The organism is Arthrobacter sp. 05L417 (assembly GCF_056397865.1).
This window is the reverse complement of sequence record NZ_JBFTOG010000019.1, coordinates 49137-63622: the sequence shown is the minus strand read 5'-3', so window position 1 is coordinate 63622 and position 14486 is coordinate 49137. Positions and strand designations below refer to the sequence as shown.

13 protein-coding genes, 1 tRNA gene and 1 other RNA gene are annotated in these 14486 nt (G+C 63.0%); 7 read left to right on the top strand and 8 right to left on the bottom strand.

Features of this window, described 5'->3' with window-relative positions; genetic code table 11:
• The first annotated feature begins 6 nt into the window (after nt 1–6).
• A complete protein-coding gene (locus AC1DJW_RS14900) occupies nt 7–744 on the top strand; it encodes a zinc ribbon domain-containing protein (RefSeq protein WP_390277878.1) in 738 nt (245 codons plus the stop codon).
• Between the two features lie 19 nt (nt 745–763).
• Here the strand turns inward: AC1DJW_RS14900 and AC1DJW_RS14895 are convergent, their stop codons facing one another.
• Nucleotides 764–1528: a YaaA family protein gene (locus tag AC1DJW_RS14895; protein WP_459342316.1), complete on the bottom strand. Its 765-nt coding sequence runs from the start codon at nt 1526–1528 to the stop codon at nt 764–766.
• Between the two features lie 104 nt (nt 1529–1632).
• Here AC1DJW_RS14895 and rnpB point away from each other — a divergent pair.
• The 4 genes from rnpB (at nt 1633) to AC1DJW_RS14875 (ending at nt 5015) form a co-directional block, all read left to right on the top strand.
• An RNA gene (gene rnpB / locus AC1DJW_RS14890) (RNase P RNA component class A) lies at nt 1633–2024 on the top strand.
• Nucleotides 2025–2269: 245 nt separating this feature from the next.
• Nucleotides 2270–3766 carry a glyceraldehyde-3-phosphate dehydrogenase gene (locus AC1DJW_RS14885; RefSeq protein WP_284751965.1) on the top strand — a complete coding sequence of 499 codons (1497 nt, stop codon included), beginning with the start codon at nt 2270–2272 and terminating at the stop codon, nt 3764–3766.
• A gap of 86 nt (nt 3767–3852) precedes the next feature.
• The gene (locus AC1DJW_RS14880) at nt 3853–4062 is read left to right on the top strand and encodes a hypothetical protein (RefSeq protein WP_284751964.1); all 210 of its coding nucleotides are present in this window, start codon (nt 3853–3855) and stop codon (nt 4060–4062) included.
• A gap of 155 nt (nt 4063–4217) precedes the next feature.
• Complete coding sequence (locus tag AC1DJW_RS14875) at nt 4218–5015, top strand: HNH endonuclease family protein (protein WP_390277871.1); 798 nt, start codon at nt 4218–4220, stop codon at nt 5013–5015.
• Nucleotides 5016–5041: 26 nt separating this feature from the next.
• Here AC1DJW_RS14875 and AC1DJW_RS14870 read toward each other — a convergent pair whose 3' ends face one another.
• The 4 genes from AC1DJW_RS14870 to orn form a co-directional block, all read right to left on the bottom strand.
• Nucleotides 5042–5890, bottom strand: coding sequence for an acyltransferase domain-containing protein (locus AC1DJW_RS14870; RefSeq protein WP_476901762.1), 849 nt, complete (start codon nt 5888–5890; stop codon nt 5042–5044).
• A gap of 3 nt (nt 5891–5893) precedes the next feature.
• Complete coding sequence (def, locus tag AC1DJW_RS14865; RefSeq protein WP_284751961.1) at nt 5894–6466, bottom strand: peptide deformylase; 573 nt, start codon at nt 6464–6466, stop codon at nt 5894–5896.
• Nucleotides 6467–6589: 123 nt separating this feature from the next.
• Nucleotides 6590–6662 (bottom strand) — tRNA-His (locus AC1DJW_RS14860).
• Nucleotides 6663–6792: 130 nt separating this feature from the next.
• On the bottom strand, nt 6793–7419 hold the full coding sequence (orn, locus tag AC1DJW_RS14855) for an oligoribonuclease (RefSeq protein WP_476901761.1): 627 nt from the start codon (nt 7417–7419) through the stop codon (nt 6793–6795).
• 151 nt (nt 7420–7570) lie between these two features.
• Between orn and mptB (AC1DJW_RS14850) the strand changes: the two genes are divergently transcribed.
• Complete coding sequence (mptB, locus tag AC1DJW_RS14850) at nt 7571–9196, top strand: polyprenol phosphomannose-dependent alpha 1,6 mannosyltransferase MptB (protein WP_390277866.1); 1626 nt, start codon at nt 7571–7573, stop codon at nt 9194–9196.
• On the opposite strand, the gene AC1DJW_RS14845 is transcribed toward mptB (AC1DJW_RS14850), so the two are convergent.
• Both AC1DJW_RS14845 and AC1DJW_RS14840 read right to left on the bottom strand, forming a co-directional pair.
• Nucleotides 9180–10442, bottom strand: a complete 1263-nt coding sequence (locus tag AC1DJW_RS14845) for a glycosyltransferase 87 family protein (RefSeq protein WP_476901768.1) — start codon at nt 10440–10442, stop codon at nt 9180–9182. The two genes, mptB (AC1DJW_RS14850) and AC1DJW_RS14845, sit on opposite strands and share 17 nt — an antisense overlap.
• Nucleotides 10443–10467: 25 nt before the next feature.
• Nucleotides 10468–11718, bottom strand: coding sequence for a glycosyltransferase family 87 protein (locus AC1DJW_RS14840; RefSeq protein ID WP_390277864.1), 1251 nt, complete (start codon nt 11716–11718; stop codon nt 10468–10470).
• A gap of 358 nt (nt 11719–12076) precedes the next feature.
• Here AC1DJW_RS14840 and mptB (AC1DJW_RS14835) point away from each other — a divergent pair, with 358 nt between their 5' ends.
• Nucleotides 12077–13696 (top strand): polyprenol phosphomannose-dependent alpha 1,6 mannosyltransferase MptB, encoded by a 1620-nt coding sequence (gene mptB, locus AC1DJW_RS14835; RefSeq protein ID WP_284751958.1) that lies wholly within the window; start codon nt 12077–12079, stop codon nt 13694–13696.
• An 8-nt stretch (nt 13697–13704) separates the two neighbouring features.
• On the opposite strand, the gene AC1DJW_RS14830 is transcribed toward mptB (AC1DJW_RS14835), so the two are convergent.
• Nucleotides 13705–14382: a DNA alkylation repair protein gene (locus AC1DJW_RS14830; RefSeq protein ID WP_476901760.1), complete on the bottom strand. Its 678-nt coding sequence runs from the start codon at nt 14380–14382 to the stop codon at nt 13705–13707.
• Between the last annotated feature and the right edge of the window lie 104 nt (nt 14383–14486).

Genomic DNA, 14486 nt, shown 5'->3' with positions numbered 1-14486 from the left:
GTAAGCGTGGCCAAGGCAGCACCGGCGGAACAGTTGAAATTGCTCGAACTGCAGGGGTTGGATGCGAAGCTCAAATCCTTGGCGAACCGCCGTCGCGCTTTGGAGACCGATCCCCGCATCACCGATCTTCAGGATGCCCTCAGCGTGGCCAACGGGGCGCTCGGCGCCGCGAAACTTGCCGTCCACGACGCCGAAGCCGAGCTTCGCAGGTCAGAGGCCGACGTCGAACAAGTGGCTGGGCGCATTGCGCGCGACGAAGCCAGGTTGAACAGCGGTACCGGACTTTCCAAGGACCTGGTCGCGCTGCAAAGCGATATCGCCTCACTGAACAAGCGTCGTTCGGACCTTGAGGATGTCGAGCTGGAAATCCTCGAACGCCTGGACGGACTCCGGGAGCGCCAAGCCGCGCAACAGCAGATCGTCGATGACATCCAGGGTTCGTTCTCCGGGATCCGTGCCGAACTTGACGCCGCGATCGCCGAGATTGTTGCCGAAGAGACGGATGTGCGCGCCCAGCGGACCGGTTTCGCCGAAAGGCTCGACGCCGGGATGCTGGCTATCTACGAAAAAACCCTTGCCAAGCGCGGGGTGGGCGCCGCGAGGCTGTTCCACGGCAAGTCCGAAGGCTCGGGAATGACACTCAGCCCCGGCGACCTTGCCGAGGTCAAGGCCGCTGCCGAGGACGAGATCGTGTTCTGCCCCGATTCCGGCTGCATCCTGGTGCGCTCCGCCGAGTGGAACTAGCCACCTGTTCCCCACCCCACTAGTTGGGGAGGATGATGCTGAGGGTGTGCGGCTTGCGCGCCGTGCCTTCCGTTAACTCCGCCCTCCACATTTCCGAAGCGGCCTTGAGCAGCTGTTCGGGCGTCTCCGGGGCCTTGCCTCGACGGCTCAACAAATGCCGGACCAGTTCGCCCCGGGTGTGCTTGGCGAAATGGCTGACGACAGTGCGTTTTCCGTTGGACTCGGAAAAGACGTTGACGGAGACAGTCTGCGCCGCTGGCGGGGCCCAAGCCGCGGCGTAGGTGCTGGAGCGGCAATCCACCAGCAGCTCGCCCTCCACCCGCGAGGCGAGGGCCTGCGTGAGCTGCGGCTTCCAGAATGAGGCGAGGCGCCCGACGTCGGGCAGTGCCGTTCCCATGGACAAGCGGTAGGCGGGCACGCGGTCGCCGAAGCCAATGGCGCCCCACAGGGCGGACACCACAAGGATCGACTCCACCGCCTTGCGGCGCTGTGCCGGTGTCAGGGTCTTGTAGCCTAGCGCGTCGTAGAGAACACCGGAATACACCTGGTGGGCAGGGGCCGCGGGTTCGGCGTTGAGCCGGGTATTGCGTTCGACGTCGTCCTTCAACGATGCGCCCACCCCCAACAATGCGAGGGCGTCCTCATGTGCGCTGACCAGGCCCAACGCGTCGAGCACTTTGGCCCGGTAGCTGTTGAGGTCCGGAAAGCTCAGGGACTCCCATTCGACGGCGGAGCCCTTCTCGGCGGGGGTCTTGCCTTCGGAAGGCGGCAGCAGAATCAGCACCAGTCGATATTAGCCGCAATACAGGCTCCACCCGTCGGGCGCACAGTCCGGCGGCGCCGTCTGGAAAATGCGGAGGGCCCGACGCCGGTAGACTGTAAGGCGGATGGGTTGACTAGGCGGCCGCGCGCCACGTGAGTGGCTCGAGGAACGTCCGGGCTCCATAGAGCAGGGTGGTGGGTAACGCCCACTCGGGGTAACCCGCAGGCCAGTGCCACAGAGAACAAACCGCCTGCGTCTGCGTGTGCCAGCACAGGTAGGCAGCAGGTAAGGGTGAAACGGTGGTGTAAGAGACCACCAGCTCCTTGGGTGACCAAGGAGGCTAGGTAAACCCCACCCGGAGCAAGGCCAGACAGGACACGATCGAGGGCTGCTCGCCCGAGTGTCCGGGTAGGCCGCTGGAGGGCGTCGGCAACGGCGTTCGTAGATGGATGGTCGCCACTCCTTCGCCTGCAATGGCGCGGGAGGACAGAACCCGGCGTATCGGTCAACCCATCCCTCAGCCTTGTGTGAGTGATTTCACGCATTCCGGCGGCCAAAGCCTCCCGTGCCAGACCTTAGAATGGACAGTGAACGTAGAAGTTCCACCGCCGGTTCTGCGTTCGCAGCCGGCGGTTTTTCTTTGCAACGTTCGAGGTGTCCGGGCAGACCGAAGTCCCGCCGATGCCAGTGCCGTTGGATTACTCCGGGCGGCCACCATCTACGTACGAGGACGTATGTAGCTGACCCTAGGAAGGTAGTTCTGTGAGCCAGTCATCAGATTCTTGTCTTGATACGTGGATGGGCCGCGAAGCGCTGGCCGAGGCCATGATTCCGGTGATCGGCCGGCTGTACCGTGAAAACAACGTGGTGACGAGCATCCACGGACGCAGCCTCATCAACAAGTCGTCGATGAACATCTTGAAAGCCCACCGCTTCGCGCGCCGGATGAGCAAGGACGAACTCCGGCTCGAGGAAACCGCGCCGCTGCTGAACATCTTGGCCGAGCTTGAACTCGGGGCTGCTGCGATCGACATCGCCCGCCTGAACGAGAAGTACAAGGCCGAGGCCCCGGGAACGCCCCTGGAAGACTTCCTGCGCGCCGAACTTGCCGAGGTTGTCGGGCGCCGCGGCGCGGATGACCGGACCAGCACCGACGTCGTGCTCTACGGTTTCGGTCGTATCGGCCGCCTGCTGGCGCGCCTCCTCATCGAAAAGGCCGGCGGCGGGCACGGCCTGCGGCTGCGCGCGATCGTGGTCCGCAAGGGCGCCGAGAACGACCTCGTCAAGCGCGCCAGCCTGCTGCGGCGCGACTCGGTGCACGGCTCCTTCGAAGGCACCATCCGCGTGGACGAGGAATGCAACACGATCACGGCCAACGGTGTCCAGATCCAGGTCATCTACTCGGACAACCCCTCCACCGTTGACTACACGGCCTACGGCATCAAGGATGCGCTCGTGGTCGACAATACGGGCCGCTGGCGCGACGCCGAGGGCCTGTCCCAGCACCTGCAGAGCAAGGGTGTCGCGCGCGTGCTGCTCACGGCTCCGGGCAAGGGCGAGCTGAAGAACATCGTCCACGGCATCAACCACTCCTCCATCGAGGACACGGACACGATCGTCACCGCGGCCTCGTGCACCACGAACGCCATCACCCCGGTGCTCAAGGCACTCAACGACAAGTTCGGCGTCGTCCACGGCCACGTGGAAACCGTGCACTCGTTCACGAACGACCAGAACCTGATCGACAACTTCCACAAGGGCGACCGCCGCGGCCGCTCGGCCGCCCTGAACATGGTCATCACCGAAACGGGTGCGGCCAAGGCAGTGGCGAAGGCCCTTCCGGAACTGCAGGGCAAGCTGACCGGCAACGCGATCCGCGTCCCCACCCCGGACGTGTCGATGGCCATCCTGAACCTGAACCTTGAAAAGGGAACCACGAAGGAGGAAGTCAACAACTACCTTCGCGAGATGTCCCTGCACTCGGAGCTGCGCAAGCAGATCGACTTCATCGACTCACCCGAGGTCGTCTCCACGGACTTCGTGGGCTCCCGCCGTGCAGGCATCGTGGACGGCCTGGCAACCATCGCCAACGACAAGAACCTCGTGGTCTACGTCTGGTACGACAACGAATTCGGTTACTCCTGCCAGGTAGTGCGTGTCATGGAGGAAATGGCCGGGGTGAACCCGCCGTCGTTCCCGGCACGCAGTGTTGCTGTTGACCTTGAGTCCAAGGCAACGTTGGAGCCCGCCGGCGTCTAGCCGGCTCTGGTCAGGACCAGGAAAGACACAGGGGATTCCCGGCTGATTCGCTGGTATCAGCCGGGAAACCTGACCAGAATGGACGCATGGAAAGCGAAAAGATTCTGGAACATGAAACAACCCTGGAACACGCACTGGACGTAGCGCGCGCCAACCTCAAGGAAGCCCAGCGCCTGCTCGACGAAGCCAAGGCCGCACACGCCGCCGGTGATATCGCTGAGGACCGAGTCATCCAATTGAGGTCGCTTCTGGAGTTGGCGGCCGAAGACCTGAAACGCGTCACCAAGGAGCAGTAAGCCGCCGCTGCAACGGGCCGCACGCTGGCTTGTACGGGCAGTTGTGATTGTTCCGACACTGTGACTTGTCCTCCACACTGTGGATATCGACGTCGGTTGTCAGTGCCCTGATCTAGTCTCAAGGGACGTATTCCTCCCCGAAAGGACACAATCCCTTGAGCACCACTTGGGCCGCCTATCGACGCGCCCGCCGTCAGTCCCGGCAGGCCTGGGTGCTGGTGATCCTCATCATCGCCGGTGGACTTGCCGGCATAGGGTGGTTCTTCACCAACGGCCAGTTCGCAGTGGCCCAGGACCCGGGCAATGGAGCGACGGAAGCTCCCGTCTTCGACCCGAGTTGGATGAAGCCGGTGGAAGCTGTTCAGCCGGTACCTGCCGGTTCAGCCGTTGATGCACTGGAAGCGCTTCCCGTGAAGGGGCGCGCCGCCAAGGACAACTATGACCGCAACGAATTCGGCCAGGCATGGCTCGACGTCGACCGGAACGGCTGCGATACCAGGAACGACATCCTTAGGCGGGATCTTGCAGCGGCGGAGTTCACGGCAGGCTCCAAATGCAGGATCGCTTCCGGGGAGCTACGTGAGCCATACATCGGCCAGGACATCCATTTCCGCCGGGGCTCCGAAAGCAGCTCGGCCGTACAGATCGACCATGTGGTGGCTCTCGGGGACGCCTGGCAGAAGGGTGCCCAGCAGCTCACGGCCAAGCAGCGCCAAAGCCTCGCCAATGATCCCCTCAACCTGATTGCCGTCGACGGTCCTGCCAACGTGAAGAAGGGCGCGAGCGACGCCGCGAGTTGGCTCCCTGCCAACAAAGGCTTTCGCTGCCATTACGTAGCCCGGCAGGTGTCCGTCAAAGCCGCCTACAGGCTCTGGGTCACCCAGGCAGAGAAAGACGCCATGAGGCGCGTCCTGGACTCGTGCCCCGGCCAGCGGACCATCAGGGCGATGTAGCCACCCGGAAGCGCGGGGCTGCCGCGTCAGGCGCGCTTTGCCTGGGCTGGAGGAAGTACCAAGTGGCCATGTCCGAGTTGCCAGGCTCCGCCTTCGTCGATCCTCTCCAGCACCACTCGCTGAAGCGAGGTTTCGCGGGGGAGCCGGTCAAGGTTTTCCATGCCCCGGTGCCGGAAGGTGAAGTAGACAGCGTCGCCCGGGGCGTCGGAGCAGCGGTCGAGGGTGAATCGGCGGGCAAAAGCTGCGATGTTGCTGTCCGGTAGTTTCTGTGCCAGATAGGGATCCAGCATCCAGGAGTCGCAGCTCGCCGCGGAGACCGCTTTGTCCGGGAAGTGTAGGTCAAAGAACTCCCTGGCCTGGCTGAGGCTCGTGTCTACGAGGGCGGGGGAGAGACCACCATCTTCTGGGATGTGTATCCCCAGCACCCAGGAGTCGCTTGCGGCGGACCCTTCCGCGTCGCCGCGGACAAGGTGGAATTGCAAGCGGCCGATCCGGAAGATGTTTCCGGCCATGTGAAGCGTCAGCCACGCCCACGTGTCCAAACCGAAGCGCCCATGAACCCGTCGATTGATGCGAAGGTTCAGTCCCACATCGGCCAGGATCGCGGCGGAAGATTCCGGCGGGATGCCAAGGGCAAGATGATGGCGGTGGACCACAGGAGCGAAGCGCAGGAGCGCCTCAATCCAGTCCGTCTCCGTGCAGCCATCGGCGGGGGCAGATTTGCTTGGAAAGGCGCCCAATCGGGCGTGAAGCACGGCAAGGGCCCGTCGCGTTCCGTCTCCGGGCGGTGACCCCAGCAACGCGGCACACGCCAAGGCGTCCTCGCCGTGGATGTCGAGGAGGCTGAACAATTCGTCCTGCGCGATGCCGCCCATCAGTCAGTGCCCGAAGGGATCCGGATCGACGCCCGGCATCCAGGTCAAGCCGGGTACTCCCCAGCCGTTCTTCTTGGCCTGCTTCATGGCCTTCTTGGCGTAGCGGTCAACCAGGCGGTTCACGTAGAGCTTGCCGTCAAGGTGGTCGAATTCGTGCTGCATGACCCTCGCGAACCAGCCTGTCGCAACGAAATCCACTGGCTTGCCGTAGCCGTCGAAGCCCTGGACGCGAGCCCATTCGGCCCGCTGCAGCGGGTAGTGTTCCCCAGGGAATGACAGGCAGCCTTCGACGTCTTCTTCGGGATCCGGAAGTGCTCCGGGGATCTTGGAGAGGGTGAGAACCGGGTTGACCAGGACGCCTTCGTCGGGTGCGTCGTCGTCGTTCGCGTATTTGAAGATGAAGATCCGTTTACCGACGCCCACCTGGGGTGCCGCCAGCCCGACGCCGTTGGCGGCTTCGTTGGTCTCGAACATGTCCGCAATCAAGGTGCGCAGTTCGTCGTCGAACTCATCCACCTCGCTCGCCCGGCGGTGAAGCACGGGCTCGCCCCAGATGGTGACTGGCAGGACGGTCATGTCAGGTGTTCCTCTGGTTCTCGGGTCTGGAATGGCCAAAATCGGCCGGGACAAAGCAAAGGCCGCACTGGATAACCAGTACGGCCTTTGGCTGCGATCGATAATTGCTACCGACCTCATGAGGGTGAGCGACGGGGGTTGAACCCGCGACCTCCTGGACCACAACCAGGCGCTCTGCCAACTGAGCTACGCCCACCATGCGCCTTTTACGCTTTCGGAATGACCCGTTCGCTGCGAAGGCAACGACAAAAACTATACCCCGTCTTGAGGGGTGGTTTTGCCACTTTTGACCGTTTGGCTGAAATTTCCCGAAAAGGTGCCTCAGATCACGTGCTTGCCGGGGCCTCCGGGCCAGGTGCAATCTGCTTGGAAATCTTCTGGGCCGTTGCTGTATCGGGTCCAGGAGCCGGGACGAACACGGCCTCGCGATAGTAGCGCAGCTCGTCGATGGAGTCCCTGATGTCTCCGAGCGCGCGGTGGCCGCCATGTTTGGCGGGCGACTGGAAATAGGCGCGGGGGAACCATCGGCGGGAGAGCTCCTTGATAGTGCTGACATCGATGACCCGGTAGTGGAGGTGTTCGACGATGTTGGGCATGTCCCGCGCGAGGAACATCCGGTCTGTGCCGACTGAGTTGCCACCCAGCGGTGCCTTCTTCGGATCGGGTACCCATTTCTCGATGTACTCCAGGACGATCGCTTCGGCCTCGGCCATGGTCTTGCCGTGCGGGAGCTCGTCCAGGAGTTTCGAACGGGTGTGCATGTCGCGGACGAAGTCGTTCATCTGTTCAAGCGCAGCGTCTTCAGGCTTGATGACGACGTCTACGCCATCACCCAGGATGTTCAGCTCCGAATCGGTGATCAAGGCCGCGACCTCGATCAGGGCGTCGTTTTCCAGGTCGAGACCGGTCATCTCACAGTCGATCCAGACGATGCGTTCATTAGTAATAGGCACCCGTCAAGCCTACCTTTCGGGCGCACGGGAAGGGTGTCGGGGCGCTCCATTCCGCGCCCGCGGCATACTGCGGCTGGTAAACTGGGCCGTTGTCGAGCGGTTGTTGCCTGCATCGATGAGCTGGACCAATGTAGGTAGGGACTGGAATATCATGACGGCAGGCGGAACGGGCGTGGGCACCTCAAATAGCCGGGACGAGGCAAAGGAACCCTCGGCGCCGTCGGAGAAGGCCGTCGCCCGTCTCGATTCCCCGGATGCCCCGCTCCTCGGGGCCGCCACTCCCGGCCAGATCAAGGCCTTTGTGGCCATCTGGCAAGGATTTTTTGGATCCCTGATGATCTTCGCCGGTTCGATCGGCGCCGGCTGGATCGCCAACGGCTCGCCCATGTTCAGGCACCCCCTTGTCATCGCCCTGCGCACTGAGGGCTGGGGCGTCACGACCTCCACCATCCTGCTGACGGCGGGGGCCATGCTTTTGGTCAGGTCATGGTTGAGGCTCGGGCAAAGGCTCAAGGACTGGGGGCCAGGCTCGCTCAGATCCGTGGTTGTCGCCGTAGCGGCGTGGGCAGCGCCCCTGATGTTTGCCGTGCCCATCTATTCACGCGACGTGTACGCCTATACCGGCCAAGGCAGGCTGGTACTGGAAGGCCAGAACCCATACACCGCAGGGATTTCTTCGCTCAGCAACTGGTTTTCCCTGGGCGCCGACCCTGCCTGGGCTGAAGCCAAGACGCCGTACGGACCCTACTTCCTGTGGCTTGCCAGGTGGGTTGTGGGCATCACCGACGCCCAGCCCGATTTTTCCGTTTTGCTCTTTCGCGTTCTGGCGACTGTCGGAGTGCTGCTCTGCGTGATGTATGTTCCCAGGCTCGCTGAACTGCACGGGATCAATCCCGGCCGTGCGCTGTGGATCGCGGTGGCCAACCCGCTCTTTCTCATCAGCTTCGTCGCAAGCGCCCACAACGATGCCCTCATGGTGGGCCTGGCGGTGGCTGGGATGTATTTTGCAGCCACCGGGCGCCATATCACCGGGCTTCTGCTGGTCACGGCGTCCATAGGCATCAAGCCGATCACGGTACTTCTCTTGCCTTTCATAGGCCTCATGTGGGCAGGTCCTGCTGCCAGTTGGGCGCGCAAGTTCCTGTTCTGGGGCGCGACGGCAGGCATCAGCTTTGCAGTCCTGGCAGTGAGCGGGATTCCTTACAACCTTGGCTTTGGGTGGGTCTGGGCCATCCTCGATCCGACACCGGGCTACACGGGATACTCGCCTTCGGGCTTCCTGGGCCAGCAGGTCGAGGTGATCGCCAATCTCCTGGGACTGCCTGGGTCCACTGTGGCCACGGGGCTGCGCACCCTCATGAAGTGGGCCGGAATCGGGTTGGTGGTTGTCCTGATGTTCCGCGGCGACTATTCACGGCTGGTGAGACGCGCGGCCCTGGCGTTTGCCGCCGTCGTCATGCTTTCTCCGATTATCCAGCCGTGGTACATCCTGTGGTTCATCCCGCTGCTCGCGGTCACAGGCATCAGGGACGACTGGCAGATCAAGTCCCTCTATGTCGCCGTGACGTTCTTCGTGGCCTTCGGCGCACAGGATCAGATTTCGGTGCTGTCCTTCGTGGAACTGAACGTCAAAGTGTCCTCCCTGTCCTTCCTGGTGGCCGCGGGATTCACTGTCTACCTGATGGTGTTGGACGTTCACACGCGAAGGCTGCTGATCCGTTCGACCCCTGCGCAACTGCTCCGCAGGCTTGAGCAGCGGCTCAGGCGCTCCGAATAGCAGTTCTTGCGCTGGACTTGCGTCCCAGTTCCACGGTCCGCTGCACGGACCACCAGAGCAGGACAACCAAAAGCACGTTTCGTGCAGTGAGCACCGCTGCCATCACGGGGTTGGCGTGGATCAGCGGCGTGTAGAACAGCGGGTAGATCACAAAAGTCGTCATGGCGATCCCCATCAGGAGGGCGGCAGGAACCCGCCAACGGTTCCAGTCGTGGGTCAGCCCGGCGATAACCACCGGCGCAAGCCAGATGATGAATTGCGGCGACCCCACCTTGTTGAACACGATGAACGCGGTGGTCATCATGAGGGCGCCCTCGAGAAACAGCTCTTCCGGTTCGGCGCCCCGACGAAGCGCCCAAAGCAAGAGGGCAGAGCCCGCGACGGCGGCAAGCACCAAGAGCGGCTGCATCATGAACGCCGCCACATTGGCTCCCGGCCCGTACACCTCGGTGGAATTGATGGCGACGTTGTCGGCGATTTTGGAGCCGCCGATGTTGAACACGCTCAACCAGACCCAGGGCGTTGAGAACGTGGCTTCCAGTTGCATGCCGCGTTCACCCTGGTTGGTCAAAAAGTCCAGGATGTGCGGGAGGCCGCCTGAAAGGTAGGTGCCCAGTGCGACGGCTGCGGTGACGGCCGCGCCGCACGCGATGATCCTCAGCCTGCGGTGGCTCGCGATGACGATGGGTACCAGGACGGCGGCTGGCCAGACTTTGATCCACGTGGCGATGCTGAGGAGCATGCCCGCCGCCACGGGCCGCGTGGCGGCGTACAGCAGGGCGACCAGCACGATGGGTGCCGTGATGCCCTCCACCCGGGCGAAGCTGAGGTAGCCCATGAACGCGGTAAAGAACAGCCACCACCAAGCGGGTGCAATACCGCTTGCCTTGCGCGGGCCGCGGGTCAAGATGAACAAACCGGCCGCATTGAGCGCGGTGATGATCAACGTCCACACCAGCAGGTATGGACCAGGGCCCGCGATGTTGGCCAGGAAGATCGGAATCTGGGCGAGCACCGGGTAAACCCAAGGGCTGATGGCTCCGTGGAGATCCGCGGGGTTGTAGCCGGCCATCGCCCACTGACGGTACTGCTCGGTGTCGCTGAACGTGTTTCCGGACAGGAAGAAACTTGCCATCCAGCCGAGGAAATACACATGGATGGCGGCGAAACCCCACCAAACGCTGGAGGGACGGCTGAACCAGTCGACGGCGGCAGGCGGCAGGGCGGCGTCGCGCACGCGGGCCAGCCCGTCGAAGAATCGAACGGAAATCTCAGGACTCCTTGGCAGCGGCGGCAGGTTCGTTGGCCGGGATCTTCTTGCCCAAAAGGTACAGGCGGCGTACGGACCAGCAGAACAGGACCACCAGCAGGACGTTGCGCACCGTCAGGACCAAGGCCATCAAAGGGTTGTTGTGGCTGAGTGCGTCATAGAAGAGGGGGTAGATGAAGTATGTGGCCACCCCAATGGCGATGAGCATCGCCGCGGGCACCCGCCATTCCTTCCAGCTGTGGGCAAGCCCGACGGCGACGGCAGGCGCCAGCCACACCATGAACTGGGGTGACCCGACCTTGTTGAACACGACGAAGGCCGTGGCCATGGTCAGGGATCCAGCCAGTAATAGTTCGGTGCGGTCCGCTCCGCCACTTCGCTTGCCGTTGTGGAGTGCCCAGAAGGTCAGGGCAGCCACCAGGATCGCGGCGAGGGCAAGGAGGGGCTGCATGAGGAAGGACATGAAGGCCGTGCCCGGCCCATCCACCTGCATCGAGTTGATGTCCGTGTTCATGTACATCCTGGAGTCACCCACATGGAGGACCGAGAGCCACAGCCAAGGAGTGGTGAAGGTCGCTTCCAACTGCATGCCACGATCGCCTTGCTGGGTCAGGAAGTTAAGGAGCTTCGGCAGTTGACCTACGGCAGCCGTCAGGGCGATCACTAAGACGCTGGTCAGAATACCGGCAGCCACCACTTTGGTTCTCTGCTTGACCACGGTGAACAACGAAAGCATGACGGCGGCCGGCCAAACCTTCATCCAGGTGGCAACGCTCAGGAGGGTGGAGGCAATGAACGGGTGCGACACCCCGTACGCCAAGGCGATCAGGACGATGGGGGCAGTCAATCCGTCCACCCGGGCGAATCCCAGCCAACCCATGATAAAGACGAAGACCAGCCACCACCATCCCGCCGGGATGGCCTCGCGACGGCGGCCCCGTCCCGTGAGCTTGGCGAGGGCGACGCCGTTGAGCAGGGTGATCATGAGCACCCAGAGAAAGAAGAACGGACCGGGTCCGGCCAAGCCTGCGATGGCCATCGGTACCAAGGCGAGGACGGGGTAGACCCACGGGCTGGGCCCGCCGCTGAGGTTCTCATCCCGGAAACCGGCAGAGGTCCAGTCCCGGTAGATAAAGGTGTCGCTGAAGGCTTCGCCGCGCAGGGAAAGGATCAGCGCGAACACGAGGAAGACCAAGTGCACGACGCAGAAGCCTGCAAGCAGGCCCTTGGGAGAATTGAGCCTTGCCTCCACCGAAGAGGGAAGAACGCGATGACGGAACCGTGTGAGCGCGCTGAAGAATGAGTCCGTGGAAATGGGAGGATCCTTGTCAGGTAGTTATCGTCACAGGGTGCCGTAAGGCGCAGCGGCCGGAGCCGCTCCAGACAACATCGGTTCCATTGAATTTCGAGCGGAACCAGCGTGGCTGTGGGTCTGCGGCATCAAACCAGAGCCCCATCCATCCTATCTCAGGCCACTTTCGCGGGCCGACCGATGGTCCGGCTGGCCCCGGGAAGCCAGGGGTGGCGATGCTACAGTTGCAATAATCCATGGCAACCGGCAGTGCCACTTTGGCCCGGATGCGGCAGGAAACCGGACAGGATTTTGTTTGATGGTGACGTCGAAGTTTCGTGAGCGTGAGGTGGGGAGTTCGTTGGCTCATCCAGAGGCGCTTGGCGATTCCACCGTCCCGCCACACGGCACTGTCATAGCCAAAGCGGCAAGGACAGCGGTCCTCCAAGGGTTCGTCGGGTCGTTGCTCATGGTGGCAGGATCGGTCGGCGTCGGCTGGCTGGCCAGCAGCAGTGCCTTGATCCGGACGCCCCTCTTCATCATGGCCAGGACATCGCCGGTTGGTGTGATCCTGTGCACCGTGATGCTCTGCCTTGGTGCACTCCTGCTCCTGCGCTCGTGGCTGCGCATTGCCCAGCGGATCGGCGGATGGAACCCTTCCTCGCGGCCTGTCCTTCGGCGGGCATTGTGGATGTGGGCAGTCCCGATGATGTTCAGCTTGCCGTTGTTCAGCAGGGATGCTTACGCCTACATCGGCCAGGGCCGGCTCATGGAGCAGGGCCTGAACCCATATACCAACGGCATCTCGGCCCTGAGCAACTACTTTTCGCTCGGACCCGACAAATTGTGGACGGAAGCACCGACGCCTTACGGTCCGCTGTGGCTTTGGATTGAACAGGGTGCCGTATGGGTGAGCGCAAGCGTCCCCGAGCTTGCGCTGATTCCCTTCCGTCTGGCTGCCCTCGCCGGGGTCGTACTGCTCGCTGTCTACGTTCCCCGCCTCGCTGCGCTCCACGGCGTCAATCCGGAGCGGGCGCTGTGGCTTGGGGTCCTCAACCCGGTTCTCCTGATCAACTTCATCGCCAGCGCGCACAACGACTCCTTGATGTTGGGACTGGTTGTTGCCGGGCTGTACTTCGCCTCGGTCAAACGACCCGTGCTGGGAATCGTGCTGATCACGGCCTCGATCGCCATCAAGCCGATTACTTTGATTGCCTTGCCTTTTGCCGGACTGCTGTGGGCTGGTGCCCGTGCCGGCTGGGGCCGCAGGATGATCTGTTGGGCGGCCACGTTGGGCTTGTCCCTGGGGCTCCTGGCGGCCGCCGGATTGGTGAACGGCCTGGGATTCGGTTGGCTTGGCGCCCTGCAGACTCCCGGCGCCGTCTGGATCTGGTACGCGCCGGTGGGCTTGCTGGCCCACACGGTGGGGCTCGCCGTCGGACTTTTCGGTGGCCCCGGCGTTCCCGTAACGGACGTCATCCAGACCGCCGGAACGGCGGTTTCGGCGCTTGCCATCGTCTGGCTAGCCGTACGGACGCCTGGCCGCGGATTCGGACTGCCCGCGCCCCTCGAGGACGAATCGGAGTTCAACAAGACCGTGCTTCGCCGGATGGCCTGGGCCTTCGCAGCCGTCGTCGTCTTGGCGCCGGTGATCCAGCCTTGGTACATGGTGTGGCTACTGGTGTTCTTTACGGTGACAGGCATCGCAGACGGCCCCCAGCTCCGGACGGTCTTCTATCTGACAGCGTTCTTCACCCTCATTGCGCTCACAGACCAATTGAGTGTCTTCCAGTGGATCCCCATTGAGGTGGTGCGCGGAGTGGCCATCGCCATCGCGGTCTCCTTCATCGCCTACCTCGTGTTCTTTGACAAGAAGACGCATGTGCTGTTCCGCCCGCGTCGCGGGATTTTGAAGCTCAAGCTCAAACCGAAGTCCTGAACCCGGATTCAGCCGAGGTGTTTCGTCGCTTCACGTAGGGACAAAGGGCTCAGCCTGGCCCGTCGGGTTTCCACGTAGCTCCGTACCCATTGAGGATCGGTCTTGGCATACTCCCGCAGCGTCCAGCCGATTGCTTTCCTGATGAAGAACTCCGTGTCGGCCAGGTTGGCGTCGAGTGCCGCGGCCAGGAGTTCCTGGTCGGTGGCCGACTTTGCCTTGAGCTGGGAGGTGATGGCGGCGCGACGGATCCAGGGGTCCTCGTCGCGTGCCCATGTCCGCAAGAGCGGGGTCAGTGTGCTCCGATGGTGTTGCAGAAGGACGCAAATACGGTCGGAGACACCGTCAACGAAGTCCCACCATGCGCCTGTCCGGATGATTTCTTCGTACAGAGGCAACATCTCCAGATCCTTGGCCACGGACTTGGTGGAGGTCAGGTCGATGGCCGCATAGCGCTCTTCCCGCCATGCAGCTTCCCGCCACAGCAGCCGGACATCGTCCCGAAGTTCGGCGGCGGACCCGAAGGGGAGTTCCTTCGCGGTCGCGAGGACTACGCGACGGACTGCAGGGACCCTGACGCCGAGCGAAGGCATGGATGACTTCATGTACGCCTGCGCCGCCTTCGCACGGTCCGGGTCCGCCTCTGCCTGCAGGCGTTCCCGGATGACGGCGATTCTTCGGTGTTCCATACCGCGACTCTAGGACACCCGAAGGCGGCTCGGACGCGCCACCCGGTTGACTGGGATGATGACGCCCATAGAGTGGATGGAAGAGTTAGTCCGGTGGCCGATCC